This is a genomic window from Actinacidiphila polyblastidii (assembly GCF_036353415.1).
GTDB classification, from domain to species: domain Bacteria; phylum Actinomycetota; class Actinomycetes; order Streptomycetales; family Streptomycetaceae; genus Actinacidiphila; species Actinacidiphila polyblastidii.
Genome location: NZ_JAZEWV010000014.1, coordinates 119,891 through 143,154, shown reverse-complemented (window position 1 = coordinate 143,154; position 23,264 = coordinate 119,891). Strand labels below are relative to the sequence as shown.

Genomic DNA, 23,264 nt, shown 5'->3' with positions numbered 1-23,264 from the left:
GGATCTGTGCCGTCAGGAGCCGGCGAAGCGGGACCAGAAGTTGCGACGCGCCGCGGCCGGGGTTTCGGGCTCAGTTGGCGCGGACCGGCTCGGCTCCGTGCCGTGATGTTGCCCGAGGACGGCAGTTCGCACCGCTGCCCAGTCCTCGGTCCGCCACCACTCGAAGAGGCCCATTGCTGGAATCACCGGATGCTGGAGCGCGGCTACGAACTCGGGGCGCTCGTACACCTCCTGCTTGCGCTGCGCGGGGTCGAGTTTGTGCTGGTGGTTGACGACCAGGGTTCCACGAGTGACCGGCTGGTTGGGGCGCAGCTTCGGCCAGGTGCTCAGGTGGCGCTCAAGATCGGCCACCAGCGCTTCCTTCGCCTGGCCGCCTTCGGACTTCACTTCGACGAGGCGTGCCTCTCCGCCCCAGATGGCGAGCAAGTCCGCTGACTTCGTGCCCAGCTCCTCATCCAGGTCAGTAATGTCAAAGCCAGCCGCGCGCAGAACGACCGCGACGGCGTCGACTAGCGTACTGCCGGTGCCGAACAGCAGCCCGGACCGGACCGGCTCCGCCGCATCCTTCGCTGCCTTCTGCTCGGCTTCCAGCCGGACCTTCTCGGCGGCGTAGTGGCTCTCCAGTTCCTCAAGTGCAAGGCGTGCCGAGGACTCGGCGGTCGTCTCTAGGTCGGGGTTGATGCTGTGCGGGGAACGGACTCGGCGAAGAGCTTCTGGGACGTGCGCGGGCAGGGCACGCTGGACGAGCCAGCCGACCACGGCGTTCCAGTTGATCCCGTCCGGGACGATGTACCAGATCTGCTTGCCGTCGTTGGGCATCCAGCGGGCTACGACTGGTTCACCGAGTGTGTCCACCAGGATGGGAACAAGCTCGCCCTCCGGCTGGTAGACGGTGGTACCTGACAGCCCTTCTGCCGTCACCGGCCGAGGGGTCATAGCCCACCAGGGACCGTCATCTGAACTGTTGCGGATGCGGAGCGCGAGGTCATGGTCAACCGGATCGAGGCCCGGGGCTAGCGTGATCTCCGAACTGGTCCCGAGGCGCTTGCCGGCGATCGAACCATCGAAGTTACGGAAGTACACGCTGGCAACGTCGCCACCGAAGATCGAGTTCCTCGGCTCGCTGTTCGCGTCGCCCATCGTGGCGATGATCAATGCCTTCTCGCCACGTGAAGCTGCTCCGTCGAGGAAACGCGTGAACTCGTCCGCGCCCCGCCCGCTGAAGTGGCTCGGATTGATGGCCGCAGCGCAGGTACTGGTGTCCGCCCTGAGCCACCGAGGGTCGGCACCAGCCTTCTCCCAGCCGATGCCGTCGTACCTGTGAGCGGCTGCCCACAGTTCCCGGACGTGTTCGTGCGCGTCCGGATGGGGCTCCAGGAACTCGGCGGGGTTCTGGACACCGATGTGGACAGCGACGAGCCCGCTCGGGGCTGCGGAGTGTGCCATGCGATCACCGTAGCGCCGGCCGCTGTCAGCATGAGCGCATCGGTGGCAGGCGGTTCCAGATTCCGCGCCTTCCTGCCAGTACTACCGATCTTTCGACTCGACTCGAAGACCAAGCCGAAACCCGTACCAGACCCGCCCCCTTCGCCCTCCTCTGCATACGAGTTCACCTCGGGAGCCTTCATGATTCCTCGAACCCGCGCGCTTCTGTCCTTGATGACTCCAAGCACCGCAACCGCCTGTCCATGTTCCTCAAGGAGACGGTCCGCAGCGACTCCAGCCGTGCGCTCATCGACGCCATCGTCGCGGGCCTGTACGAGCAGTTCAGCGCCATCGACAAGATGACGAACAAGGCGGTGCACGCGAACGTCGCGATCGAGATCGCCAATCTGTGTGCTCTGAACACCTACATCGTCAGCGGCGAGATCGTCAGTCTGCACACTCTGTCCTCGGAGCAGCAAAGCGATCCGACGCAAACAGACGCGACTAGCGACCCGAAGCAGCAGACCGCTGAAGAATCGGCTGGTATGCCAAGCCCGTAACCGCGGCCGACGTGGTTCATTGAAGTATGCGTACAAGCACACGAACGCTCCGGTTCCCCCCGCGCCGGGGCGTTCGACCTGCCGGCAGCACCCCGCCTCAAGCGGCGGTCGCAGCAGCCGGACGGGACGGCGGCAAACGGGGCCGCGCGGACCGCGACCCAGGACCCAGGAGCGCCGCGACTGGCAACCGCACGGTTTCGTTTGCGACGCGAGGTCCAGCAGGTTCGCGGTCTGGGCCCCGAATCTGCGCACTGCTCTCCCGCCATGGCCTTGGTGAACCCGATGGGCGAGGCGCCGGACGACTTCGCCATCGAACTCGTCCTTGTCGATGACTCAGAGTGATCTGGATCAAGCTCTGCATCCGGGAGTCGAAGCTACTCCGGACACCAATTCCCACCTGTATCGGGGCCTGCGCACGCCGAACGCGATGCCGTGAGCCCATGTGGTGACCCTACAAAATTCGGCCCGTTGTGAGCCCGTATCCCAAGAGCAACGACCAACGGGACCTCTTGTGTTTACGGGATTCATTGCAGGTCACAGGCGTACACGTGAAGAACGCAGCCTACGGGCGAATGCGGTCCGCAGTGGTTCCCGTCGCGGAGGATGGTCGGTCGGTGCGCGGCTGGCGACCGCTTGATCTGCGGAAATGACAACGGGGAGCTCGCTCACTGCCCGTTTGTAGGGTCCTCACGCCGGAGAGAGCAACGGTCGGTAGACCGTGTGTGTTTTGGCAGGTACAAGGAAGGCTGTGACCGGCGTTTCCGCTGGTCAGAGCCTTTTTCCGGAGTGCCCCCGGCAGGATTCGAACCTGCGCACACGGCTCCGGAGCTTTCCGGAGTTTCCGCAGGTCAGGGCGTTATCTGACGCTTCATCATGCGCTTTGCGCCACAAATACGCCACTCGCTCGGAGCGGGAATCTGAGGCGCTGTCAGGTTGCCCAGTGTCGTTCGGTCACTCGGTATTGGTACCCCTCCCGGGTGCGCTGGCATCCCTGGCCGAGCCCGGCGTTGGGGGGCGTGAAGGAGCGCGATAGGGCACGCGTGCTTTCCGGTTGCGCTGGGTGACCTTGGTTTCCGCTGGCGGGATGGGGACACCGGCGGGTGGTGGTTGGGCTGTTCGGGGGGTGGTGTGGATGGCGGCTTTGGGTGGTGGGCAGTCCTGCCTCCTCGAGGTGAGGGGAATGGGCATGGTGCAGCATTTGGTGCAGGGCGGGTTGAGCGGGGTGGGTGGCGGGCTGGTGATCGGCCGCCAGCGGGTGCGGGAGTTCCGGCATGACGTGCCGATGGACCGTGGCCGGGGTGTGGCAGCGGTGGCGGGGGAGTTGGGTGCGGAGTTGGCGCGGGCGATCCGGGTGGGGCTGGCTCCGCCGTCTGGTGCGGGGCCTTATGGGTCGCGGGGTCCGTCGGAGCTGACCTGGTACGCGTTCGCTGTCACCTACGCGCGGGATCATTGGGTGGGGCGGGCGGCGACGACGCGCAATGGCGGCCCACGCCTTCAGCATGCTCATCGCGGTGTCGCAGGAGCAGAACGTGAAGCTCCGCGACATCGCCGCCGAACTGACGACGACCGGCTAGTTCGGCGCGTCGGCCCGGCTGACTCCCGAGAGCTGACGGCCATCACGGGAACAACCGTGCTCAACGCGTTCGCCCGGGGAAGACCTCGATCATGGACGATCACCAGAACACGGGGCCCGCGCCGGCGAACCGGCGCCCGGAGGGAATGAGCGACGCCACCGTGGAAGCGCTCGGAACCCTCTCGAAAGCGCTGGAGACAGTGGAGCGAGCCCGCGGCGCCCTGTTCGCGTTCCACCAGCTGACCGGAGGAGCGGATCTGCGCCTCGGTGAAGCGGTGGAACACCTGAGGGCGGCAGGCCACAGCGAGCAGGCCGACCTGCTGGAACGGGAGATCGTCGGCCGGAATGTGCTGCCCGGATATTGGACGTTCCAGATGGTCGAGACGTACGACGCGACGTACTACGAGCCGTTCCGCCGGCTGGACCGCGAGATCCACGCCGAGCTGTCCGGCGGCAGACGCCACATCCACGAGGCCGAGATGAAGGAGGCCCGCCGCACGCACGGCCACCCTCACCACACTGCCCGGCCTCCGCGGGAGACTTGAACCGGCCCCTGCGGAGGGAACGGTCCCGCCTGACCGGGACACCCCGGTGGACAGCTCCGCTGGCGGATGGGTGCGTGGTGATCAAGCATGCCGAGCGGACGTCGGTCTGGTGCATGTCGTCGCGCAGCATGTCGTTGACCGGGGCGTGGGCGCGGTTGACCGGCAGGTGGGCGAAGATGGGGCCGCCGAGTCGGCTGATCTGGGGCTGCGGGCGTGCACCTACGCGCTCGTGGTCGAAGTGGGTGATCTTCTCGCGCAGGTGGTGGTCCTGGAGCAGCTCCGGGCCCCGCTGGTCGGACTTGGGCTGCGGCAACCGGCCAGTCCGCCAGTCACACATTTGGTCAAGCAGCGCTCACCCGAGTACCTCGTCCCATTCCGCTTCTAGGATTATTCGGAGTATGTCTGGCAAGACGGCATTAAATGAAAGCCCTGCCGCAGCGCAAACGTGGCGTCCCGTCAACGGAAAGGCGAGCTGATCCCTATGACGACCTCCCACCTAGCGGCCGGCCCCGGGTCCTCGACCCTGCTCCTCCTATTTGCCGCGGTGATCGTGGCGGCGGTCCTGCTCGGCGGCTTCTGGTACGGCAGCCGCCGGACGCGGTCCCGCCGCTCGCCTGGGCCGCCTCCGGTCGTCAATCCCGCCGAGTCCGGCGAAACACAGCGCGGCAGGACCTGGCAGACCATCGATGACGACCCCGACCAAGGCGCCCCCACCGAGAACCACCACAGAAAGTCCTAGTGCTCCGAACGGGGCCCCCGCCCCGGACCGGCCCTCGGTGAGCCGGTCCGGGGCGGGGGCACAGCCGATGGTCAGGGGCGGTCGCCGGTGCCGCCCGCGGTAGGGGCGGCGGTCTGCTGGTGGCCGCCGGGCCTGGGCGGCTGCTGGGTGTCGTGGATGCTGTCGCGGGCGGCGGCGGCCACCGCCTGCGGGGTGATGCCGAACTCGGTGTAAAGGCGCTGGTAGTCGGCGGAGGCGCCGTAGTGCTCCAGGCTGACGATGCGCCCGGCGTCGCCGACCACGTCGCGCCAGCCCTGTCCGACGGCGGCCTCGACACTGACCCGGGCCCGTACGTGCGGCGGCAGGACGCCGTCCTGGTAGGCCGGCGGCTGGGCGGCGAACCACTCTCGGCAGGGCATCGACACGACCCGCACCGCCAGGCCGTCGGCGGTCAGCAGGGTACGGGCGTCCAGGGCGATCTGTACCTCGGAGCCGGTGGCGACCAGGATCACCTCGGGCACCGCGCCGCCGGCCGGGTCCGCGAGGACGTATCCGCCGCGGGCCGCTCCATCGGCGGGGGCGTACTGACCGCTGGCACGGTCCAGGACCGGCAGGTTCTGCCGGGACAGGACCAGCCCGGCGGGGCGGTCGCCGTGCTCCAGGATGGCCTGCCAGCAGGCGGTGGTCTCGTTGGCGTCGGCGGGGCGCACCACGTCGAGGCCTGGGATGGCGCGCAGCGCCGCCAGGTGTTCCACGGGCTGGTGGGTGGGGCCGTCCTCGCCGAGCCCGATGGAGTCGTGGGTCCAGATGTAGGTGGCCGGTAGTTGCATCAGGGCGGCGAGCCGTACCGCGGGGCGCATGTAGTCGGAGAAGGTCAGGAAGGTGCCACCGTACGGGCGGGTCAGGCTCTGCAGGGCGATGCCGCCCAGGATCGCGCCCATGGCGTGCTCGCGGATGCCGAAGTGCAGGGTGCGCCCGTACGGGCCGCCCTTCCAGTCCTTGGTCTGCCGGTCGGACGGCACGAAGGACGGCTCGCCGTCCATGGTGGTGTTGTTACTGCCGGCCAGATCGGCCGAGCCGCCCCACAGCTCCGGCAGGACCGGCGCCAGCGCGCTGAGGATCTTGCCGGAGGCCGCCCGGGTGGCCATGCCCTTGGCGTCGGCGGGAAAGGCCGGCAGCGCGTCGGTCCAGCCGTCGGGCAGTCGCTGCTCCTGGAGGCGGTCCAGCAGCGCGGCGCGCTCCGGGTTCGCGGTCCGCCAGGCGGCGAACCTCTCGTCCCACTCGGCGTGCGCCTGCCGCCCGCGGTCGGAGGCCTGCCGGGTGCGGGCCAGTACCTCGTCCTCGATGGTGAAGTGCTGCTCGGGGTCGAAGCCCAGCAGCGACTTGGTGGCGGCGACCTCGTCCTCGCCCAGCGCGGAGCCGTGGGCCTTGCCGGTGTTCTGCTTGTTCGGTGCCGGCCAGCCGATCAGGGTGCGGAGCATGATCAGCGAGGGGCGGCCGGTCTCCTGCCTGGCGGCTCGGGTGGCGGCCAGCAGCGCGTCGACGTCCTCGACGTAGCTGCCGGTCGAGGTCCAGTCCACGGTCTGCACGTGCCAGCCGTACGCGGCGTAGCGGGCCGGAACGTCCTCGCTGAAGGAGACGTCGGTGTCGTCCTCGATCGAGATGTGGTTGGAGTCGTAGAACACGATGAGGTCGCCGAGCTCCTGATGGCCCGCCAGGGACGCAGCCTCGCCGGTGACGCCCTCCATCATGTCCCCGTCGGAGGCGACCACGTAGACGTGGTGGTCGAACGGGCTGGTCCCGGCCTCGGCGTCCGGGTCGAGTAGACCGCGCTCGCGCCGTGCCGCCATCGCCATGCCGACCGCACCGGCCAGGCCCTGGCCCAGCGGCCCGGTGGTGATCTCCACACCGCGGGTGTGCCGGTGCTCCGGGTGCCCGGGTGTGGCCGAGTCCCAGGTGCGGTACGCCTCGATGTCGGACAGCTCCAAGCCGAACCCGGCCAGGTAGAGCTGGATGTACAGGGTCAGGCTCGAATGCCCGCAAGACAGCACGAACCGGTCCCGGCCCAGCCACCGGTCGTCGGCCGGGTCGTGCCGCATGACGTTCTGGAACAGCAGGTACGCCAGCGGCGCCAGGCTCATCGCCGTGCCTGGGTGACCGTTGCCGACCTTCTGGACGGCGTCGGCCGCGAGCAGCCGCACGGTGTCGACCGCCCGCACATCGACCTCGTCCCATCCTGCCTGCTCCGCGACCGGATCCGGCACCGACCGGTCGTGCCGTGCGGTGCTGCCGGACTTCTCATTCACCATGCTGTTGCTCCTTCGTCAAGCTGATGCGCGGAGGGTTGCTCGGATCGGCTGTCCCCAGCTTTTCGGTCGCGGAGTGCGTCAAGATGAGCCGGCCTCGACCTGAAGCCGCTCGTCCGGCGGCGATCGCGCCGGAAGAGGTGCCATTCACCGCAGAGGTCCCGGGCCGGGGGCCAGGCGTCTCCGGGTCGGCGAAGTCTTCGTATCGCCAGCAGGTACGCGCAGATCGCGACTGATGTGACAGCGGCAGCAACCCATGCCAGGGCGTCCGGGACCGGGTCGGCGGGCATGGGCATCGGCGCCATCAGGGCTGCTTTCGCTCAGTCTCGGTGGCCGCGGTGCCGTCTCTCGGTGTGGAGCGGGCTGCGGAGCGCACCAGTAGGCCGCCGATGGTCAGGAAGATCAGCGCCAGGATGTTCCAGGTTCAGTCGTAGCCGACCAGGTCGACGTGGTAGCGGATCTGGTGGAGTTTGAGGATTTTGTGCTGGACGGTGCCGTCGTAGAGCTGGAAGAAGCCGGCCCCGAGGAAGATTCCACCGAGCAGGTCCCGGCCGGTCAGAACCTGCTGGCGGCGCAGGTCCGCGACCCATGCCAGCGCGATGACCACGGCGAACCAGCCGAAGGCGTGGAAGAGACCGTCGGAGACCAGACCCGCGCTCGGGGTGGACTTGTCGTAGAAGTGGTGCCAGTGCAGGAGTTGGTGGAAGACCGTCTCGTCGACGAACGCGGCGATCCCGATCCCAATGAGCACCCCCGACCACACCGATGGCGGCAGCCGGACGCCGATGTCACCGCTGGCCGGTCTGCCCGGGGCGGGAGTGGGTCGAAGAGGCATGTGCGCAGCCTTCCTTGGGAATCAATTGCCGTTACCTGCGAGCCCGGCCCGTTGGGACCCGCCCCGAACATCACGGGGCCCTCAGGGCCCGAGCGCGGCGGCCAAGCGGACTTCCAGTTCGGCGAGCCGGACGTGATCGGCAGCCAGAGCCGCGTACCGCCAGCCGAGGCCACCCACCGGGCGGTCGGTGTAGAAGAGGACCCCCTCGGTGTCGCCGGGCCGGAAGTCGAGGCCCGCTGTGTCCAGGCGGGCTACTACCGAGTCGAAGGAGAGCGGTGAGGTGGCGGTGGCGGTCCCGGTGGACCAGACCGGTGCCGGCCCGCTGGTGCGGGTGGTGCGGGGGATGCGGGTGACCATTGTGTGGGCCGTGGTGGTCGCGGTGCGCCTGACGTTGCATTCCAGCGCGTACAGGATTCCGTCCCGGGTGCACACCGCGTCCAGGCTGTAGGGCCCGCGGTAGCCTTCGTCGGCTAGGTGGTGGCCCAGTGCCCGGGTCCAGTCGGTCAGTTCCTCGCGTGCCGGGCCGGGCAGGTCGTCGAGGGGTGAGCGGTAGCCGGCGAAGGAGCCGCCGCTCATCCGCATCTCGCCGTCGTAGCTCACCTCGACCCGGTCGGCAGTGACGTGTCCCTGCGCACTGACGGCTCTGGTGTGGTCCACGTAGTGTTCGACGACCCAGCGGCTGTCCGCGGGGGGCGGTGGCTGCGCCGTTCTGTCGGAGCGGGTGACGAAGTGCAGGCCGTGGCCGCCGGCGGACCGGTCGGGTTTGACGACCACCTGTTCGTGTGCCGCCAGGAGTTCGCCGGTCGCCCGGCTGAGTTCGGTGCCGGTGCACGCCCTGCCGTGCGGCAGGCGCAGGCCGAGTGGATCGGCGACGGCGCGGAATCCGGACTTCGTGTTCAGATCGGCGACCGTCTGCAGGACACCTGGGTGCGGGGTACCCGTTTCGTAGGGAACGACAGGGATGCGGAGGTCCGCGGCAAGAGCGACGGATGCTTCGTCCAGTGCGGTCGGGAGCAGCCGCGCTCCCGGGCGGTCGCGGACCAGGGCGCGCACGGTGTCCAGCAGGCCGTGCTGGGTGAGCGCTTCGGCCATCGGCAGATGCGGGGTGTCCGGCACGGTGATGACGGTGACGGAGCCGTCCGCGATTCCCAGTCTGTCGGAGACGTAGCGGCGGAAGGGAGCGCTGACCGGTACGGGGGTGATCACCACGTCGCCGGGCCGGGCCAGCCACAGCTTGCGCGGTGCCTGCTGCGACCACTGGCGCAGCACCGCCTCCTCGCTGAGGTCGACCGCCAGCGGTGACACGAAATTGGCGAGGATGACCAGAGCGCCGCCGTCCTCGTACTCAGCGTTCATGATGCATTCCCTCCCGCGCCGTAGCGCCTTATGCGATCGATTGCGGGGCGACGCTCTCGGACGGGCACGCGTTCCTTGGTCCCGAACGGCGCAAGCGGCCGTTCTTCCGAGCGCGCGTCCGCCGTCTTGCGGTCCCCGCCTCGGTGGGCGGGAACCGCACGGTCGGGCTCAGGCGGCGGGGGTGAAGCGGTCCCAGGCGCGGTGGTGGCCCAGCAGTTCGGTGAGGGCGTCCAGCGCGGCGGTGGGGTCGGTGGCGTTGATCACTCCGGGGGCTTCGGGGGAGATGCCCGCGGTTTCCAGGACTTCGGCTCCGTCGGCCCAGGCGCCGATCGCCTTGCCGTGGCGGTACGCCTCGGTGACCAGCAGCAGCACCCGCGGGTCGATTCCGGAGACCGCCGCCTCGGTGTCGTCTACCTTGGCGTCGCGGGCACCGCTGGCGTCGGCGCCCGGGGCGGGTGCGCCGGTGAGCAGGATGGCGTCGAACTCGGTGGAGCGGGCGGTGGCGAACGTGCGCTGCACGGTGACCGGGTCGCCGTCGGTGTCGAGCTTCCCACCGGTGGGGGCGATGACCAGCGGGACCATGCCGGCGTCCAGGATCGCCTGGCGGACGGATCGTACGCCGGTCAGGTCCTGGTCGCCGGCGGTGACGATGCCGATGATTCGGCCGTCCAGCGGCCAGGTGCCGCCGAGCTGCGACAGCGCCGGGCTGGGCTGCGGGTCGGCCAGGGCCGCCGTCGGCTCGGGGGCGGGCAGGCCGAGGCCGGCGGCGACCTGCGCACACAGGCCGGTGTCGATGTTGGCGAGGACGAGCAGCGCCCGCTCCTTGACCGCCTGTTCCCAGCACTTGTTCAGTTCGAAGGTGTAGGCGGCGATGATGTGCTCGCGTTCGGTCGGGGTCATGCTGAGCCAGAACAGGCGGGGCTGGCTGAAGTGGTCGTCGAACGAGGCGGCCGCCGCACGGACCTTGGGGCCCTTCCGCACCTCCACCGGCACCTCGATGTAGGCGCCGGTGTCGGCCCCCGCCACGAACGGGCATCCGCCGTCGAGGGAGTTGGGACGGTAGGGCGCCACGCCGCTGTGCACGGCGGTCTGGTGCATGCCGTCCCGCAGCATGTCGTTGACCGGCGCGTGGGTGCGGTTGATCGGCAGCTGGCCGAAGTTGGGGCCGCCGAGCCGGCTGATCTGCGTGTCCAGGTACGAGAACAACCGCCCCTGCATCAACGGGTCGTTGGTGACGTCGATGCCCGGGACAAGGTGCCCGACGTGGAAGGCGACCTGCTCGGTCTCGGCGAAGTAGTTCGACGGATTCGCGTTCAGTGTCATCAGGCCGATCGGCCGGACCTCGGCCAGCTCCTCGGGCACGATCTTCGTCGGGTCCAGCAGGTCGATCCCGTGGAACATCTGGTCCTCGGTGTCGGGGAAGGTCTGCACCCCCAGCTCCCACTGCGGGTGGGCGCCGGACTCGATGGCGTCGGCGAGGTCGCGCCGGTGGAAGTCGGGGTCCATGCCCGCGGTGATCTGCGCCTCCTCCCACACCAGGGAGTGCACGCCGAGCTTCGGCTTCCAGTGGAACTTCACCAGCGTGGTGGCGCCGTCGGCGTTGACCAGCCGGAAGGTGTGGACGCCGAAGCCCTCCATCATCCGGTACGAGCGCGGGATGCCGCGGTCGGACATGTTCCACAGCGTGTGGTGGGTCGCCTCGGTGTGCAGGGTGACGAAGTCCCAGAAGGTGTCGTGCGCGCTCTGCGCCTGCGGGATCTCCCGGTCCGGGTGCGGCTTGCCGGCGTGGATGACGTCGGGGAACTTGATCGCGTCCTGGATGAAGAACACCGGCATGTTGTTGCCCACCAGGTCGAAGACGCCCTCGGAGGTGTAGAACTTCGTCGCGAACCCCCGGGTGTCCCTGACGGTGTCGGCCGAGCCGCGCGAGCCCAGCACGGTCGAGAAGCGGACGAAGACCGGCGTTTCGGCGTCCTTGGCCAGGAAGGCCGCCTTGCTGATCCCCTCGGCGGTGCCGTAGCCGGTGAAGACGCCGTGCGCCGCTGCCCCGCGGGCGTGCACCACCCGCTCGGGGATGCGCTCGTGGTCGAAGTGGGTGATCTTCTCCCGCAGGTGGTGGTCCTGCAGCAGCACCGGCCCGCGGGGGCCGGCCTTGAGCGAGTGGTCGGTGTCGTGGAGCCGCGTGCCCTGCGCGGTGGTCAGGAACTCACCGCCCTGCGCCACCAACTCCTGAGCGACGCCCGTCTCCTGCCCGGTGGGGCTGAACGTCTCGGGGCCGCGCTGGTCCGGCTTCGGCGGCAGCGGCCCGACCGGATCGGTCGGTTCGTCGAGCGGCGGAGCCTGCGGACCGGGGGCGCCCGGAATCTCGTTGCCGGGGTAGACGGCCTCCTGGACCTTCTCGACGACCTTGTCTGCGGCAGCGGCTACGGGGTTCTTCTTCTTGGCGGTCACGGGGTTCCGATCGTTGGGGGTGAGGGAGGCGCTGTGTCGGGACGGGGGCTTGCGGCGTCTGCGGGAGGCCACCGAGGCACTGGTGGCTGCGGGGCGGTGACGTCCCGCGCGCCCACGGATCCGCTCCGTCGGCCACGTCTGGTGGCCGTCCGGATAGCAGGGCCGAGGGGTTCACCGACCGCCGAGATGCAGGTCGGCGGTCGGCGGCGGTATCCGCAGAGCTGAACGGCCGTTCCGCCAGGCGTCCAGCAGTACCGCGCCCAGCGCGTCTTCGAGCAGGCCGGTGGCCTGGATGCCGAAGGCCACGTCGGCGTCCAAGTGGGGTTCGGCCGCCAGCAGCGGGCCGACGACCTCGTGCCGGACGACCTGCTCATGGACGGCGTCGGCTTCGACGTGCTCGTCGTAGAAGCGTGCCGCGGCCGGACCCGCGCCCGTGTTCCGCATGGCCTTCGCGAGCCGCCGGGAGCCGGGGGAGGAGGTCACCTCCACCGCGGCGAAGTGTCCGACCAGGGCGCCGCGCCGTGCGCGGTGCAGCCCCAGCAGGGACATCAGGTTCACGACGCACAGCGCCTGAGCGGGGGCGGAGTCGAGGTAGGCGCCGTAGGTGTGGTCCAGGCCGAGGTCGTCCATCAGGTCCGCGAAGAGCCGGGCGTGGATGTCCTCGGCACGTCCGGCGCCGAACTCGTCGTATTCGACGGCCACCATCGCGGCCTTGGCGCGGCCGTGCAGCCGGGGGATGACCCAGGCGTGCGGGTCCGCCTCCTTCAGGTGATACAGGGAGCGCAGTGCCGCGTACTCGCGGACCTGCCACAGTTGGCCCTCGTTCGCCAGGTACTGGCTTACCCCGGTGCCATCGTCGGCCGCCGGTTCGACGAGGACACCGTCCAGAGCCTCCTGCGCGCCCATCTCCGGAGGCACGTCCGCACGCAGCGCCGCCAGGAACCGCTCCTCCATCGCCCCGCGCAGCCGCAACAGGTCAGGGTCCCACTCGCGGTCCTCGGCCACCCCGTCGAACCCCTGGTAGTGCAGCTCGTACAGCACATACAGGGCGAGTTGCAGGTCGTCCCCGTATGGGTCGGCCGCCGCTGCCGATTGCGGCTCCAGCACGGGCGCGGTGTCGTTGTGCAGAGCCGTCAGGACGGCGCCTGAGACGGGACCGCGCGGTGCGGGAAGTGCGGGGCTTGTGGCACGAGCTTCGGCGTACCCGATGGTGGGTGCCTCGGTCATCGGTCGTCCTCTCCGCGCGGGGCGGCTGCCGTGTCCGAGGAAGGCCCGGGAACGGCGGTCCGGCGGCGGTGGCTGGTGTCGCACCAGGGGTAGGTGCGGCTGCGGCGGCACGTGCACACCGCGACCGTGAACCGCTTCGAGGTGACGGCCACGCCGTCGTCCCCGGTGACGGTCACAGGTCCTTCGACCAGGAGCGGTCCGCCTCGTTCGAGACGGATCCGGCGGGGTTCAGCGTCGTTGCGCACGGATGACCACCGGTTCCTCCTTGTCCTGCCCCTCAGCCACCAGGCCCTGGGCGCGCAGCCACGGCAGGCGGGAGCGCAGCACGGGGCCGAGCAGCACGAGTTCCCGGTCGACGACCCCGGCGTCCAGGCCGGAACGGGCCAGTACCTCGATCGTGGCGTCGATGCCGCACATCGCCGAGTGGACCATGAGGAGGACGCCGCCGGTTCGCAGGGCGGAGGCAGCGGTGGCGCAGACCCGGTCCACGACGGCACGCCCGTCCCACCCGCCGTCCCAGGCGCGGGCGCTGCCGCTCAGCGGCGGCAGGTCGGCGGGCGCCGGCACGTACGGCGGGTTGCTGACCACCAGGTCGTAGCCCGCTCCGCCGGGTGAGGACAGGTCACGGCGTCTGACCGTGACCCGGCTCCCGTGGAAGGCGGCGTTGACCCTCGCGCACAGCACCGCCCGGCGGGAGATGTCCACGGCGGTGACCCGGGCACCCAGGCGCGCGGTGTGCACGGCCAGAGCCCCGCTGCCGGTCCCCAGTTCCAGCACACGGGTGCCGAGACCGATCCGCTCGCGGCTGACGGCCCGCAGCAGCAGGTGCGTATCGTGCTGCGGGGCGTAGACGCCCGGCACCGTCAGCATCCGCAACGGCCTGCCCAGGGATACCTCGCCCACGGCCGCCTCTCCTGTTCGGGACGGCGCCGGCCGCCATCGGTCCGACCAGGATGTGCCGCCCGTGGGCGTGCTGCCACTCCGGCGCCCGCCATCGGCGGGGGGCGTCTGCCCGTGCTCGCGTCCGGCCGCGATGCGGGAGCGGGTCACGCGGAGGACCGCGCGGGAGTCAGGACGCGCTCGGCCGCGGCGAGCCGGAATCGCTCCAGGGCCGCGCTCTGCTGTTCGGCGCGCTCCAGGAGGGTGTCGAGGTGGTCGGTGAACAGGCGATCGTCGGTATCCGCCAGGGCGCGCAGGGTACGCCAGCACGCTGCCTTGCCCTGGACGCCCAGCAGCATGGACTCCAGTTCCAGCAGGTCACTGAGCGGGGAGCGGGAGAAGAGGTGGCCGTTGGGCTTGAGACGGCCCGCCTTCTCGGCCAGCCAGCCCACCACGACCTTGGTCTGGTCGGCGGACACATCCAGATCGGTCATGATCTGGGTCAGCGAGTCGCGGTCCTGCTCCACCTGCCGGGACAGTCCGGCCAACTCCGCACCGTACTTCTGGCCCTGTTGGGTCTGCGCGGCCCGTCGGAAGAGCTCCAGGCCAGCGGTCGCGCCGGAGAGGTGGTCGTTGAGATAGACGGCGAGCAGGCCCGCGCCGGCGGGTGTGTCCGTCGTCGGTGTGCCGGCCCGCGGTCGGGCCTCGCCGTCTCCGGTGGTGTGCATTTGGCGGTGGACGGTTTCGCCGAGTTCGGTCCAGCTGTCCTCGAACTTGGTCAGTCCTTCGTCTTCCAGGGTGTCGGTGACGTCGCTGAAGTCGACACCGGCTTCGGCCAGGGCTTGAAGGTGGGCGGTGGCGGCGGCGTAGTCGGCGGCAGAAGGCTTGTCGGCGGCGGGGAGGGTGCCGTGGTCGGCGAAGGCTTCCAGAGTGGTGCCGGGCATGGTGTTCACGGTGCCCGGGATGACGTGTTCGCGGACGTACATGGTGTCGGGGTAGTCCTTGTTCTTGACGCCAGTGGATGCCCACAGGGGCCGCTGCGGGCGGGCACCGGCCGCGGCCAGAGCCTGCCAGCGCGGCCCCGCCGTCACATCCTGGTATGCCTGATAGGCCAGACGGGCGTTGGCGACGGCGGCCCTGCCCTTCAACGCCACCGCGTCGGGGGTACCGATCCCGTCCAAGCGGCGGTCGGTCTCGGTGTCGACACGCGAGACGAAGAACGACGCGACCGAGTGGATGCCCGACAGATCGCGGCCGGCGGCCTGGGCCTGCTCCAGGCCGCTGAGGTAGGCGTCCATCACCGCGCGATAGCGGTCCAGGGAGAAGATCAGCGTGACGTTCACGCTGATGCCCTCGGCAATGGCCGTGGTGATCGCGGCCAGTCCCTCGCGAGTGGCCGGGATCTTCACCAGCAGGTTCGGCCGGTCGACCGTCTCCCACAGTCTGCGCGCCTGCTCGATGGTGACGTCGCCGTCACGGGCCGACCGGGGGTCGACCTCGATCGAGACCCGCCCGTCGACACCGCCGGTGCGCTCGTACACGGGGGTGAGAACGTCACAGCCGTCGCGGACGTCGTCGGTGGTCAGCGCGAACACCGCGTCGTCGACGCTCGCACCCTTGCCACCCAGAGCACGCAACTGCTCGTTGTAGCGGTCCCCCTGGGACAGTGCGGAGGCGGAGATTGTCGGGTTCGTCGTGACCCCCACCACATGCCGGTCCGCGACAAGCCTCTCCAACTCACCGCCGGCCAGCAGCTCACGCGACAGGTCGTCCAGCCATACCGACACCCCCGCGGAGGAAAGACCGGCGAGCGGATCGGATGCGGGAGCGGACGTAGATGAAACGGACACCTGAAACCTCCAGTGGGCGCGCGGCGCGGGCCGGCGCACGGGACGCGTGCTGTCCGACCGGCGATGCGGGAAAGGGCGCTGACGCGGAGGGGCCTGTGCGCCCCGTCCGGCTCTCCGGCCGGACGAGCTGTTGCTCACCCCTGGGCAGACGCCTGTTTTCCCAAGCTGTCAGCCACCCCCGATGACGTACGTCTGTCCCCGTCCGCTGGTCCTATCCGCCCGCGATCGCAAAATCACCAAGATCCGGCCGTAGGCGGCCGACCCCTCTCGGCGGTCGCAGTCCGGGGTTCGTGCCTGGCGAATCCATCGTCCTCGCCTGCCCCGAATGGCGGCATGCAGCTGCCTGCGCCGATCCGCACAGCGCAAGAACACCGGACAGCCGGAACTTTCTGACACGCATGCGCCCGCGGTCGGGTGCCGTGGGTGTGACAGCCGCAGTCCGGGACGCGGGCACCGCACATGCCATGGAGCGCTTCGCAACTCAATCGTGAGGAGGGAACACGATAGCGAGACAGGATAAAACAGTACATCTCGTCCGAGTCGATGCCGTCCTGATCTCCCGCGACTTGCTGGCGCCCAGGCTGCTCGCGGGTGGAAACCTCGAACGCCGCCGCACGGCGTGGCCGCCGGGCTGCAGACGCGGATGTCGAGGCGCACCGTCGGCCCTGCGGGTCGACCGCGTTGACATGCCCTCCCGGGTTCTCCTTCCGCGTGCGCCGCTTCTCCGACTTCGCAGGCATGACCGTGATCTGCGGGAGACATCGGTCACCCGTTGATCGGGCGGGGCCTGGCTGTGCGGAGGCGGTCAGGAGTTCAGGATGTCGGTGGTGATCTCCCTGAGGTTCCGGCCGGTGGCGAAGGCGCGGGCGCGCATCAGTGCGAGCGCGGTTTCCGAGCTGATCTTGCGTCGATGCATCACGACACCGATGGCCCGGTGGGTGTCCGACCAGTGGGCTCGCACCGCGTCGGCCGGCTCCCAGGGCGGGGCCGGGTCCTCCGCGGACAGCAGCCGCTGCGCGGGTATCAGAGCCTGGGCCACGGCGTGGGAGGCTTCGATGGCTTGTTCGATGGCTGCCTGCGGCATGCCGCCGGGTGTGCGGCAGGCCATGTCCAGCGCTCCCAGGACGTAGTCGCCGAGCCATAGCGGAAAGGCGTGCACGGCTTCGATGTCCGGGCACCGTTCGCGAAGAGCCGGCGCGAACAGTGGCCACCGCCGCGAACCGGCGGCCCAGTCGGTCAGGTGGACCGGCTCGCCCTCGGACGCGGCGGTGATGCACGGGCCCTCGGCCATCGTGAACTGGACCTCTTCGATGGCCGTCGCCATCTCGTTCGACGCGCACAGCAGTTGGCGTGAGGGGGTGTCGGTCAGCAGGGACATCGTGACCGCGTCCACCGGCAGGCCACCGGACAGGACCTCGCACAGCCGGCGCGGCACCTCCCGGGGCGGGCAGTCCTCGACGGCGCTCCGCACCTGCCGCGCCAGCGGCATCCGGTCACTCATCGCATCCCTCAACCTTCGAATTCCAGCCTGTTCCTGCCCTGCGCGCTCGCACGGGGCCGTGTGTCCTGCCAACCGCCCGCCACTGTCCACGCTGCTTCTGCTCCACGGTGGCCGGCGGCGCGCTGCCTACCGCGGTCAGATCAGCATCCGTGATGCGGGCGAGTTCCGCGTCGAGACAGCGCGTGATGTGCGCGCGGTCGAGCGGCGCGCGGTCCCGCACCGCTGCCACGAAGTCGCGGATGCCGGAAGCCGGGAAGCACACCCGGGCGGCGAAGGCGGCGGTGAGGGCGACTTCGACCGTTGTGGCGCTGCCCGGTACGGGGCGGACGGTGATGTCACCTTCCTCCGCGGGGGAGGTCATTCCGCCGGCCAGGATCTCCTAGGCGAACGTCTAGCTCGCCGCCACACTGTCGGGTTCGCGGCGCAGCACTATGTTCACCGCCAGACGGTCCCGGGGCCGGTGGACGAGGTCCGTCGCCACTGGCGCGCGCACCTCTCCCGGCAGGAGCAGCATTCCCGTCGTACGAATCCCTATCACGGGATCACCCGCAACTGATGCCATGCCATTTTTCCCTCGCTCTGGAGCAAGCCGGGGCCGCGGCTTCGTCATCGGTCGGTATGCCGGGTCTCGAGTCACCTCGTTGTGGACGCGCAGGCCGGGGTTGCGACACTGGAGCGTTGGCCGGCCAGGAGTGTTCGGCAGTTGCCCTGTGCGAATCGACGCTCACGCCGCCGCGGGCGACTCGATCGCGGTGCGCAGCAAACAGCCGGCCCAGGCCAGCACCTCGGCGACCCGGGATGCGGGGATGCTGAGTTGCTCGCTGATGCGCTGGGCGGACAGGCCGTGCAGGAAGAACCCGTACAGGATGTCGGTGTCCCGCACGGTTGTCGGCGAGCCGGGCGCGGCGTCAGTCGGGGCCGCGTGGGGGGCGAATGCTGAGGGGGTCATGGCTGCTGCCTCCAGGTACGTGAGGGAGGAGTGCCTGCTGACCGAAGCACCGATCTGCCCTGTGGGGTTCCCCGGCGCACGGTCCCGAAACGTCCATGGGAAGGGCCGCCGCACATGTTCGAATCATCTGGCGCAGCGGCGTGTCATCGCGGAGGGGCTGTCGGACGGTCGGTGCGGGGCTTCGTGGCCGGGGCGCATCACGAGGAAGATCCAGCGTCTCGTGTGTCCAAGATCAGGGGTCGAGACCCGTGATCTCCACGCCGCGGCCTGCCACAAGCAGCCCAACCAGCTCTCCTGCCACCGTCCCGGCGGCTGGAGCGATACCGTGGGACGCGATCCCTTGGCAATGTGCGGCGGAAGGCTGCGAAGAACTGGAACGGGCCGTTGCCTGCCCCGCGCGGCAGGCGCCCCGGCAGCGCCGGTTCGATCGCGGCTCGCCTGGTTCACGAGTTGCGAATAGTGCCGCCGATCCGGATACGGTGCTTCTCGCCTGGACTTCGGTCTGTTCCTCGCAGTGGTGCCGGTTTCGCCGACTACAGCGTCACCGGGCGGCTACCTAGGGCTCCGGCCGGGTCGGCGGTCTCACCCCGGCGGCCGATCCCGCTGAGGCTTCCCCGATTCGCAACAGAGCGAGGGAAGCCGACTTCCGTCCGGCGGGTTGCAACGGTTAGTCGAGGCTGCCCTGTTCGCGGACGCGGGCGGCGACTTCGCGGAGCTTGATGTTCCGCTCCTGTGAGTAACGGCGCAGCACGTCGAACGCCTGCTGTTCGGTGAGGCGGCGTGCGCCCATGAGGATTCCTATGGCCTCGCCGATGAGGTGCCGAGTGGTCATGGCCTGGCTCAGCTGGGCATGGGTGCGGGCGCTGGACAGGGCCACTGCGGCGTGGGAGGCCAGCAGCACCCCCGCGGTCTCACTCGCCTCGGTGAACGCGCCAGGGGTGCGCGAGTAGAAGTTCAGCGCGCCGAAGTCCTCGTCCTCGGTGAACAGCAGGAAACCCATCATGCTGCCCACCCCCAGCGCGTGGGCCTGCGGTGAGAAGGTCTGCCAACGCTCCCGTTCCGACCCGAGGTCGCCGATCCGGTACACCTGCTTGGTGCCCTTGAATCGCGCGGCTTCGAAACACGGGCCCTGCTTCGTCCGGGCTTGGAGCCGGTCGCTGTCGACGACCAGTTTCTCGGTGGGTGCGAGGGTCTGCGCCCTTCCGCCGTCGAGGACGAGGATGCCCGAGGCATCGCAGCCCGGGACGAGCGTGATGGCCGACCTGGTGATGTGGGCCACGGTGTCGTCGACCGATCTCTGTGCCAGCAACTCCCGCGCCATGGACGCGAGCTGGCTTGAGAACCGCTCCCAGTTCACCTGCGTTTCCACCGCGCACCTCACCTCTGTCGTCGGCCCATGCGGGCGACCTCCAGCCTGCCACACCCCAGGGCCGGCCGGTGTGGCGCTCGGTGTGATCCCCGCCCGGGCACCCGCGGCTGGCCGGGCCACTGACCACCGCGGTCTCCGGCACGTGCAGTTCTCGGCCACTGCCGAAAATCAGTCTCCGACAGTGCGCGGCACGGCGGCGGATCTGCCGGCGTCCGACAGTTGCGTGCGGGCGACGGTCAGGGCGGTCTCGACGTCCCGGGTGCCGGTGGACACACACAGGGTGTAGGCGACGTCCTCCATCCGGGTACGGGCCTGCGGATCGCCGTTCTCGGCGTGCAGCGCCGAGAACGCCTCGTACTCGTCCACCAGGTTCCTCAGGATCAGGGGATGTGCCATCAGCATGGGAGTTCTCCTTCGTGTGTGTACCGGACGCATCCGTGACGGTGCCGCGGCAGGGCAGCGGCCGGGCCGCAGGTGCGCGCGAGCGCGAGAGCGCCGCCGACGGTGGCGGCGACGCGCAACGTCCGGCTGAGGCCGGTCATCCGGAACACCCGGCGCGCGAGGGGGTCACGGGCCGCCACGCACAAGGCGGTCGACCGTGCTTCGGCGGTCGCCCGCAAGCGCAACAGCAGGTGCAAAGTGGCCGAGGTGACCGGAGAGGTGCGGATGTCAACGACCACTGCCCGGGGCCCGGATAGGGGAAGGAGCCGGCGCAGTTCCTCCTCGACCGCGGTCGAAGTGTCATGGTCGACGACGTCGTTCAGCTCCAGCACCGTGTGATGCGGGCCGATGAAGCAGCGGGAGGTCACGGCGGCTCCGGCGGGAACGGGACACGTAGGACGGCCGCTTCCTGACCTCAGGGGAGCAGGCTACCCGCTGCGCGGCCGGACAAGCACAAGTGGCCGTACCGCGTCTGTGCCGCCGCAGCGGCGCGATGCGTCCGGACGCGGACGGCGCCGCCCGGCATGGCCTCGGCCCCCGCCGTGGACCGGCCGGCACGCACCGATCGTGAGCCTCCCGCGCCACCAGGAGCCGCGGTGGGGCCGGCTTGGCGTTGCGGGCCGGTCACGCCTCCGCGAGCCCCGTCGGTCGCCCGCTTGCCCCGACTGCCTCGTCTTTCCATGTGTCATTCCCGCCACACGGGTACGCGCACTGCATGGAACAGAAACATTTGAGTGCAGTTGCTCTGATTTGCACCTTGAGACCCTCACCTGCCCCGTCCAGCTCCCAGCGGCTTGCCGAACAGACGCTCGAAGCGCTGGCGGAGCACGGCGTGACAGGTGAGGCGATCCGGATCGCCGATCACGACGTGCGGCCCGGTGTCGCGGTGGACATGGGGGAGGGGGACGCGTGGCCCGCCATCCGCCGCAAGATCCTGGCCGCCGACATCCTGGTGCTGTCCACGCCCGTCTGGCTGGGCCACCCGAGCAGTGTCGCGCAGCGCGTCCTGGAGCGGCTGGACGGCGAGTTGTCGGAGACCGACGACGCGGGCCGGATGCTGACCTACGGCAAAGCGGCGGCGGTGTGCGTCGTCGGCAACGAGGACGGCGCCCACAAGGTCAGCGCGGACCTCTTCCAGGGCCTCAACGACGTCGGGTTCTCCCTTGCCTCGGGCGCGGTCACCTACTGGGTGGGGGAGGCGATGCAGGGCACGGACTACCAGGACCTGGACAGGACGCCGGACTCGGTGGGGTCCACCACGAAGACCCTGGCCGCCAACACCGCCCACCTGGCGCGGCTGCTGCACGCGGCGCCCTACCCGGCGAGCTGACAGCCGACCCAGCCGGAACCGAGAGGAGCCACGACATGAAAGCGCTGGTCTACAAGGGGCCCTATGAGGTCTCGGTCGACAACGTGCCCGACGCCCGGATCGAGCAGCCGGGCGACGCGCTGATCCGGATCACCACCACCAACATCTGCGGTTCCGACCTGCACATGTACGAGGGCCGGACCGCTGTCGAGAGCGGCAAGGTCCTCGGGCACGAGAACATGGGTGTCGTCGAGGACACCGGCCCGGGGGTCACCCGGATCAAGCCAGGCGACCGGGTGTCGGTGCCGTTCAACATCGCCTGCGGAAGCTGCCGCAACTGCGTGGGCGGCTGGACCGCGTTCTGTCTGCGCACCAACCCGACCGAGGGCATGGACGGTGCCGCGTACGGCTACGCAAACATGGGTCCGTACGACGGCGGCCAAGCGGAACTGCTGCGCGTGCCGTACGCCGACTTCAATCTCCTCGAACTGCCCTCGGGCGGCGAGTTCGAGAACGACTTCACGATGCTCTCCGACGTCTTCCCCACCGGCTGGCACGGCACCGAACTAGCCGGAATGCGCGCCGGTGACAGCGTCGCCGTCTTCGGCGCGGGGCCGGTCGGCCTGCTCGCCGCGCACAGTGCGATGCTCCGGGGCGCTTCACAGGTGTTCGTCGTCGACAAGGAGGCCGACCGACTCGCGCTCGCGGAGTCCATCGGCGCCACTAAGGTGGACTTCTCCGAGGCGGACCCCGTCGAGCAGATCCTGGACGCCACCCGTGGGCGGGGCGCCGACTGCGGGGTCGAGGCCGTCGGCTACCAGGCGCACGACCCGTCGGGCACCGAGCACCCCGAGCTCGTCCTGGACAACCTCGTCAAAGCGGTGCGCACCACCGGCGGCATCGGCGTCGTCGGGGTCTATGTGCCCGAGGACCCCGAAGCCGCCAACGCTGGCGCCAAGCGCGGCCGGATCGCCTTCGACTACGGCACTTTCTTCACCAAGGGCCAGCATATGGGCACCGGTCAGTGCCCGGTGCTGCGCTACAACCGCGGCCTGCGCGACCTCATCATCGCCGGACGCGCCACCCCGTCCTTCCTCGTCTCGCACGAAATGAGCCTGGACGAGGCGCCCGAGGGCTACCGGCACTTCGACAAGCGCAACGATGGCTGGACCAAGGTCCTGCTTCACCCGGAACAGTGAACGATGCCCAACAGAAGGGCGGCCTGTGAGCGGCAGCACAGAACGAAAGGGTGCCGAGCACAAGGGGTGCCGAACGATCCGGTGAGCCGGCCGCCGTGCTCTTCGACGTGGACGGCACCCTGATGGACACCGTGCCCCTGCACACCGTCTGCTGGTGGGAGGCGCTCCGCAAGCCGGCCACCGGGTCGCTATGCATCGTATCCAGCGCGCCATCGGAATGGGCAGCGACCATCTGCTGGACGCCCTGCTGGGCGAGGACCACGACCACGGCCAGGACGACGCGCTCAGCGCCGCCCACGACACCCTGTACGCACAGTTCTGGTCGCGGCTGGCCCCGCTCGACGCAGCCGCGGACTTGCTGCGGGAGGGCGCGGCACGCGGTTGGCGGGTGGTGCTGGCCTCCTCGGCCAAGAGCATTGAGGCGAAGGTCATGACCGACGCCCTCGGAGTGGACGAGGTCGTCTTCGCGATCACCACGGCCGATGACATGGATGGCACCAAACCGGCGCCCGACCTCGTTCGGCGGGCACTGGAGAAGGCGGCGGTTGCTCCCGGAGGCGCGGTGTTCGTCGGGGATGCGGTGTGGGACTCCCAGTCCGCGCGGAAGGCCGGCGTGCGATGTCTGGCCGTGCTCACCGGCGGCGGATTCTCCCGGCAGGAACTGACCGACGCGGGAGCCGAAGAGGTCTACGACACCCTCGCCGATCTCCTGGCGGCAATCGACGACAGCGCCCTCGCCTCCCTACCGGCTGCGGATTGACGCCCCCGTCC

General features: G+C 69.7%; 22 protein-coding genes. 7 read left to right on the top strand and 15 right to left on the bottom strand.

Annotation, left to right across the window (positions count from 1 at the left end; translation table 11 throughout):
• Positions 1-12 precede the first annotated feature (12 nt).
• A complete protein-coding gene (locus V2S66_RS19180; protein ID WP_330797052.1) occupies positions 13-1,446 on the bottom strand; it encodes a hypothetical protein in 1,434 nt (477 codons plus the stop codon).
• Positions 1,447-1,688: 242 nt separating this feature from the next.
• On the opposite strand from V2S66_RS19180, the gene V2S66_RS19175 reads away from it, so the two are divergent.
• From V2S66_RS19175 to V2S66_RS19160, 4 genes are all read left to right on the top strand, one after another.
• The gene (locus V2S66_RS19175) at positions 1,689-1,985 is read left to right on the top strand and encodes a hypothetical protein (RefSeq protein WP_330797051.1); all 297 of its coding nucleotides are present in this window, start codon (positions 1,689-1,691) and stop codon (positions 1,983-1,985) included.
• Between the two features lie 1,665 nt (positions 1,986-3,650).
• Positions 3,651-4,103, top strand: coding sequence for a hypothetical protein (locus tag V2S66_RS19170; RefSeq protein WP_330797050.1), 453 nt, complete (start codon positions 3,651-3,653; stop codon positions 4,101-4,103).
• A 46-nt stretch (positions 4,104-4,149) separates the two neighbouring features.
• On the top strand, positions 4,150-4,488 hold the full coding sequence (locus V2S66_RS34715; protein ID WP_330797048.1) for a hypothetical protein: 339 nt from the start codon (positions 4,150-4,152) through the stop codon (positions 4,486-4,488).
• A 96-nt stretch (positions 4,489-4,584) separates the two neighbouring features.
• Complete coding sequence (locus V2S66_RS19160) at positions 4,585-4,842, top strand: DUF6479 family protein (RefSeq protein ID WP_330797046.1); 258 nt, start codon at positions 4,585-4,587, stop codon at positions 4,840-4,842.
• Between the two features lie 71 nt (positions 4,843-4,913).
• On the opposite strand, the gene tkt is transcribed toward V2S66_RS19160, so the two are convergent.
• From tkt to V2S66_RS19090, 14 genes are all read right to left on the bottom strand, one after another.
• The gene (tkt, locus tag V2S66_RS19155) at positions 4,914-7,130 is read right to left on the bottom strand and encodes a transketolase (protein WP_330797044.1); all 2,217 of its coding nucleotides are present in this window, start codon (positions 7,128-7,130) and stop codon (positions 4,914-4,916) included.
• A 421-nt stretch (positions 7,131-7,551) separates the two neighbouring features.
• Entirely contained in the window at positions 7,552-7,962 is a 411-nt protein-coding gene (locus V2S66_RS19150) for a DUF2243 domain-containing protein (protein WP_330797042.1), read from the bottom strand.
• Positions 7,963-8,043: 81 nt separating this feature from the next.
• Positions 8,044-9,318: a preATP grasp domain-containing protein gene (locus V2S66_RS19145; RefSeq protein ID WP_330797041.1), complete on the bottom strand. Its 1,275-nt coding sequence runs from the start codon at positions 9,316-9,318 to the stop codon at positions 8,044-8,046.
• Between the two features lie 168 nt (positions 9,319-9,486).
• Positions 9,487-11,769: a catalase gene (locus tag V2S66_RS19140; RefSeq protein ID WP_330797038.1), complete on the bottom strand. Its 2,283-nt coding sequence runs from the start codon at positions 11,767-11,769 to the stop codon at positions 9,487-9,489.
• A gap of 171 nt (positions 11,770-11,940) precedes the next feature.
• On the bottom strand, positions 11,941-12,996 hold the full coding sequence (locus tag V2S66_RS19135; protein WP_330797037.1) for an iron-containing redox enzyme family protein: 1,056 nt from the start codon (positions 12,994-12,996) through the stop codon (positions 11,941-11,943).
• A complete protein-coding gene (locus V2S66_RS19130) occupies positions 12,993-13,241 on the bottom strand; it encodes a CDGSH iron-sulfur domain-containing protein (protein ID WP_330797035.1) in 249 nt (82 codons plus the stop codon). The genes V2S66_RS19135 and V2S66_RS19130 overlap by 4 nt, the downstream gene beginning before the upstream one ends.
• Complete coding sequence (locus V2S66_RS19125) at positions 13,225-13,866, bottom strand: HemK2/MTQ2 family protein methyltransferase (RefSeq protein ID WP_330797100.1); 642 nt, start codon at positions 13,864-13,866, stop codon at positions 13,225-13,227. The genes V2S66_RS19130 and V2S66_RS19125 overlap by 17 nt, the downstream gene beginning before the upstream one ends.
• A gap of 176 nt (positions 13,867-14,042) precedes the next feature.
• A complete protein-coding gene (gene tal, locus V2S66_RS19120; protein ID WP_330797033.1) occupies positions 14,043-15,764 on the bottom strand; it encodes a transaldolase in 1,722 nt (573 codons plus the stop codon).
• Between the two features lie 766 nt (positions 15,765-16,530).
• Complete coding sequence (locus V2S66_RS19115; protein WP_330797031.1) at positions 16,531-17,226, bottom strand: GAF and ANTAR domain-containing protein; 696 nt, start codon at positions 17,224-17,226, stop codon at positions 16,531-16,533.
• Complete coding sequence (locus V2S66_RS19110) at positions 17,219-17,587, bottom strand: hypothetical protein (protein WP_330797029.1); 369 nt, start codon at positions 17,585-17,587, stop codon at positions 17,219-17,221. Before V2S66_RS19110 ends, V2S66_RS19115 begins: the two co-directional genes overlap by 8 nt.
• 363 nt (positions 17,588-17,950) lie before the next feature.
• On the bottom strand, positions 17,951-18,175 hold the full coding sequence (locus V2S66_RS19105) for a hypothetical protein (protein WP_330797027.1): 225 nt from the start codon (positions 18,173-18,175) through the stop codon (positions 17,951-17,953).
• A gap of 667 nt (positions 18,176-18,842) precedes the next feature.
• Positions 18,843-19,496 (bottom strand): GAF and ANTAR domain-containing protein, encoded by a 654-nt coding sequence (locus tag V2S66_RS19100; RefSeq protein ID WP_330797099.1) that lies wholly within the window; start codon positions 19,494-19,496, stop codon positions 18,843-18,845.
• Between the two features lie 216 nt (positions 19,497-19,712).
• On the bottom strand, positions 19,713-19,946 hold the full coding sequence (locus V2S66_RS19095) for a DUF5133 domain-containing protein (protein WP_330797025.1): 234 nt from the start codon (positions 19,944-19,946) through the stop codon (positions 19,713-19,715).
• Positions 19,940-20,353, bottom strand: coding sequence for an STAS domain-containing protein (locus V2S66_RS19090; RefSeq protein ID WP_330797023.1), 414 nt, complete (start codon positions 20,351-20,353; stop codon positions 19,940-19,942). Before V2S66_RS19090 ends, V2S66_RS19095 begins: the two co-directional genes overlap by 7 nt.
• A 347-nt stretch (positions 20,354-20,700) precedes the next feature.
• Here V2S66_RS19090 and V2S66_RS19085 point away from each other — a divergent pair, with 347 nt between their 5' ends.
• The 3 genes from V2S66_RS19085 to V2S66_RS19075 all read left to right on the top strand — a co-directional run bounded on the left by V2S66_RS19085 (position 20,701) and on the right by V2S66_RS19075 (position 23,253).
• On the top strand, positions 20,701-21,315 hold the full coding sequence (locus V2S66_RS19085; RefSeq protein WP_330797022.1) for a flavodoxin family protein: 615 nt from the start codon (positions 20,701-20,703) through the stop codon (positions 21,313-21,315).
• A gap of 35 nt (positions 21,316-21,350) precedes the next feature.
• On the top strand, positions 21,351-22,493 hold the full coding sequence (locus V2S66_RS19080; RefSeq protein WP_330797020.1) for a glutathione-independent formaldehyde dehydrogenase: 1,143 nt from the start codon (positions 21,351-21,353) through the stop codon (positions 22,491-22,493).
• A 190-nt stretch (positions 22,494-22,683) separates the two neighbouring features.
• On the top strand, positions 22,684-23,253 hold the full coding sequence (locus V2S66_RS19075) for an HAD family hydrolase (protein WP_330797018.1): 570 nt from the start codon (positions 22,684-22,686) through the stop codon (positions 23,251-23,253).
• Positions 23,254-23,264 lie beyond the last annotated feature (11 nt).

Bases quoted from the DNA above. Each gene is read 5' to 3' on its own strand.
- V2S66_RS19180 (WP_330797052.1), bottom strand. From the start codon at position 1,446: ATGGCACACTCCGCAGCCCCGAGCGGGCTCGTCGCTGTCCACATCGGT.
- V2S66_RS19175 (WP_330797051.1), top strand. From the start codon at position 1,689: ATGTTCCTCAAGGAGACGGTCCGCAGCGACTCCAGCCGTGCGCTCATC.
- V2S66_RS19170 (WP_330797050.1), top strand. From the start codon at position 3,651: ATGGACGATCACCAGAACACGGGGCCCGCGCCGGCGAACCGGCGCCCG.
- V2S66_RS19160 (WP_330797046.1), top strand. From the start codon at position 4,585: ATGACGACCTCCCACCTAGCGGCCGGCCCCGGGTCCTCGACCCTGCTC.
- tkt (WP_330797044.1), bottom strand. From the start codon at position 7,130: ATGGTGAATGAGAAGTCCGGCAGCACCGCACGGCACGACCGGTCGGTG.
- V2S66_RS19150 (WP_330797042.1), bottom strand. From the start codon at position 7,962: ATGCCTCTTCGACCCACTCCCGCCCCGGGCAGACCGGCCAGCGGTGAC.
- V2S66_RS19145 (WP_330797041.1), bottom strand. From the start codon at position 9,318: ATGAACGCTGAGTACGAGGACGGCGGCGCTCTGGTCATCCTCGCCAAT.
- V2S66_RS19135 (WP_330797037.1), bottom strand. From the start codon at position 12,996: ATGACCGAGGCACCCACCATCGGGTACGCCGAAGCTCGTGCCACAAGC.
- V2S66_RS19125 (WP_330797100.1), bottom strand. From the start codon at position 13,866: ATGCTGACGGTGCCGGGCGTCTACGCCCCGCAGCACGATACGCACCTG.
- V2S66_RS19115 (WP_330797031.1), bottom strand. From the start codon at position 17,226: ATGAGTGACCGGATGCCGCTGGCGCGGCAGGTGCGGAGCGCCGTCGAG.
- V2S66_RS19110 (WP_330797029.1), bottom strand. From the start codon at position 17,587: ATGACCTCCCCCGCGGAGGAAGGTGACATCACCGTCCGCCCCGTACCG.
- V2S66_RS19105 (WP_330797027.1), bottom strand. From the start codon at position 18,175: ATGACCCCCTCAGCATTCGCCCCCCACGCGGCCCCGACTGACGCCGCG.
- V2S66_RS19100 (WP_330797099.1), bottom strand. From the start codon at position 19,496: ATGGCGCGGGAGTTGCTGGCACAGAGATCGGTCGACGACACCGTGGCC.
- V2S66_RS19095 (WP_330797025.1), bottom strand. From the start codon at position 19,946: ATGCTGATGGCACATCCCCTGATCCTGAGGAACCTGGTGGACGAGTAC.
- V2S66_RS19085 (WP_330797022.1), top strand. From the start codon at position 20,701: ATGGAACAGAAACATTTGAGTGCAGTTGCTCTGATTTGCACCTTGAGA.
- V2S66_RS19080 (WP_330797020.1), top strand. From the start codon at position 21,351: ATGAAAGCGCTGGTCTACAAGGGGCCCTATGAGGTCTCGGTCGACAAC.
- V2S66_RS19075 (WP_330797018.1), top strand. From the start codon at position 22,684: ATGCATCGTATCCAGCGCGCCATCGGAATGGGCAGCGACCATCTGCTG.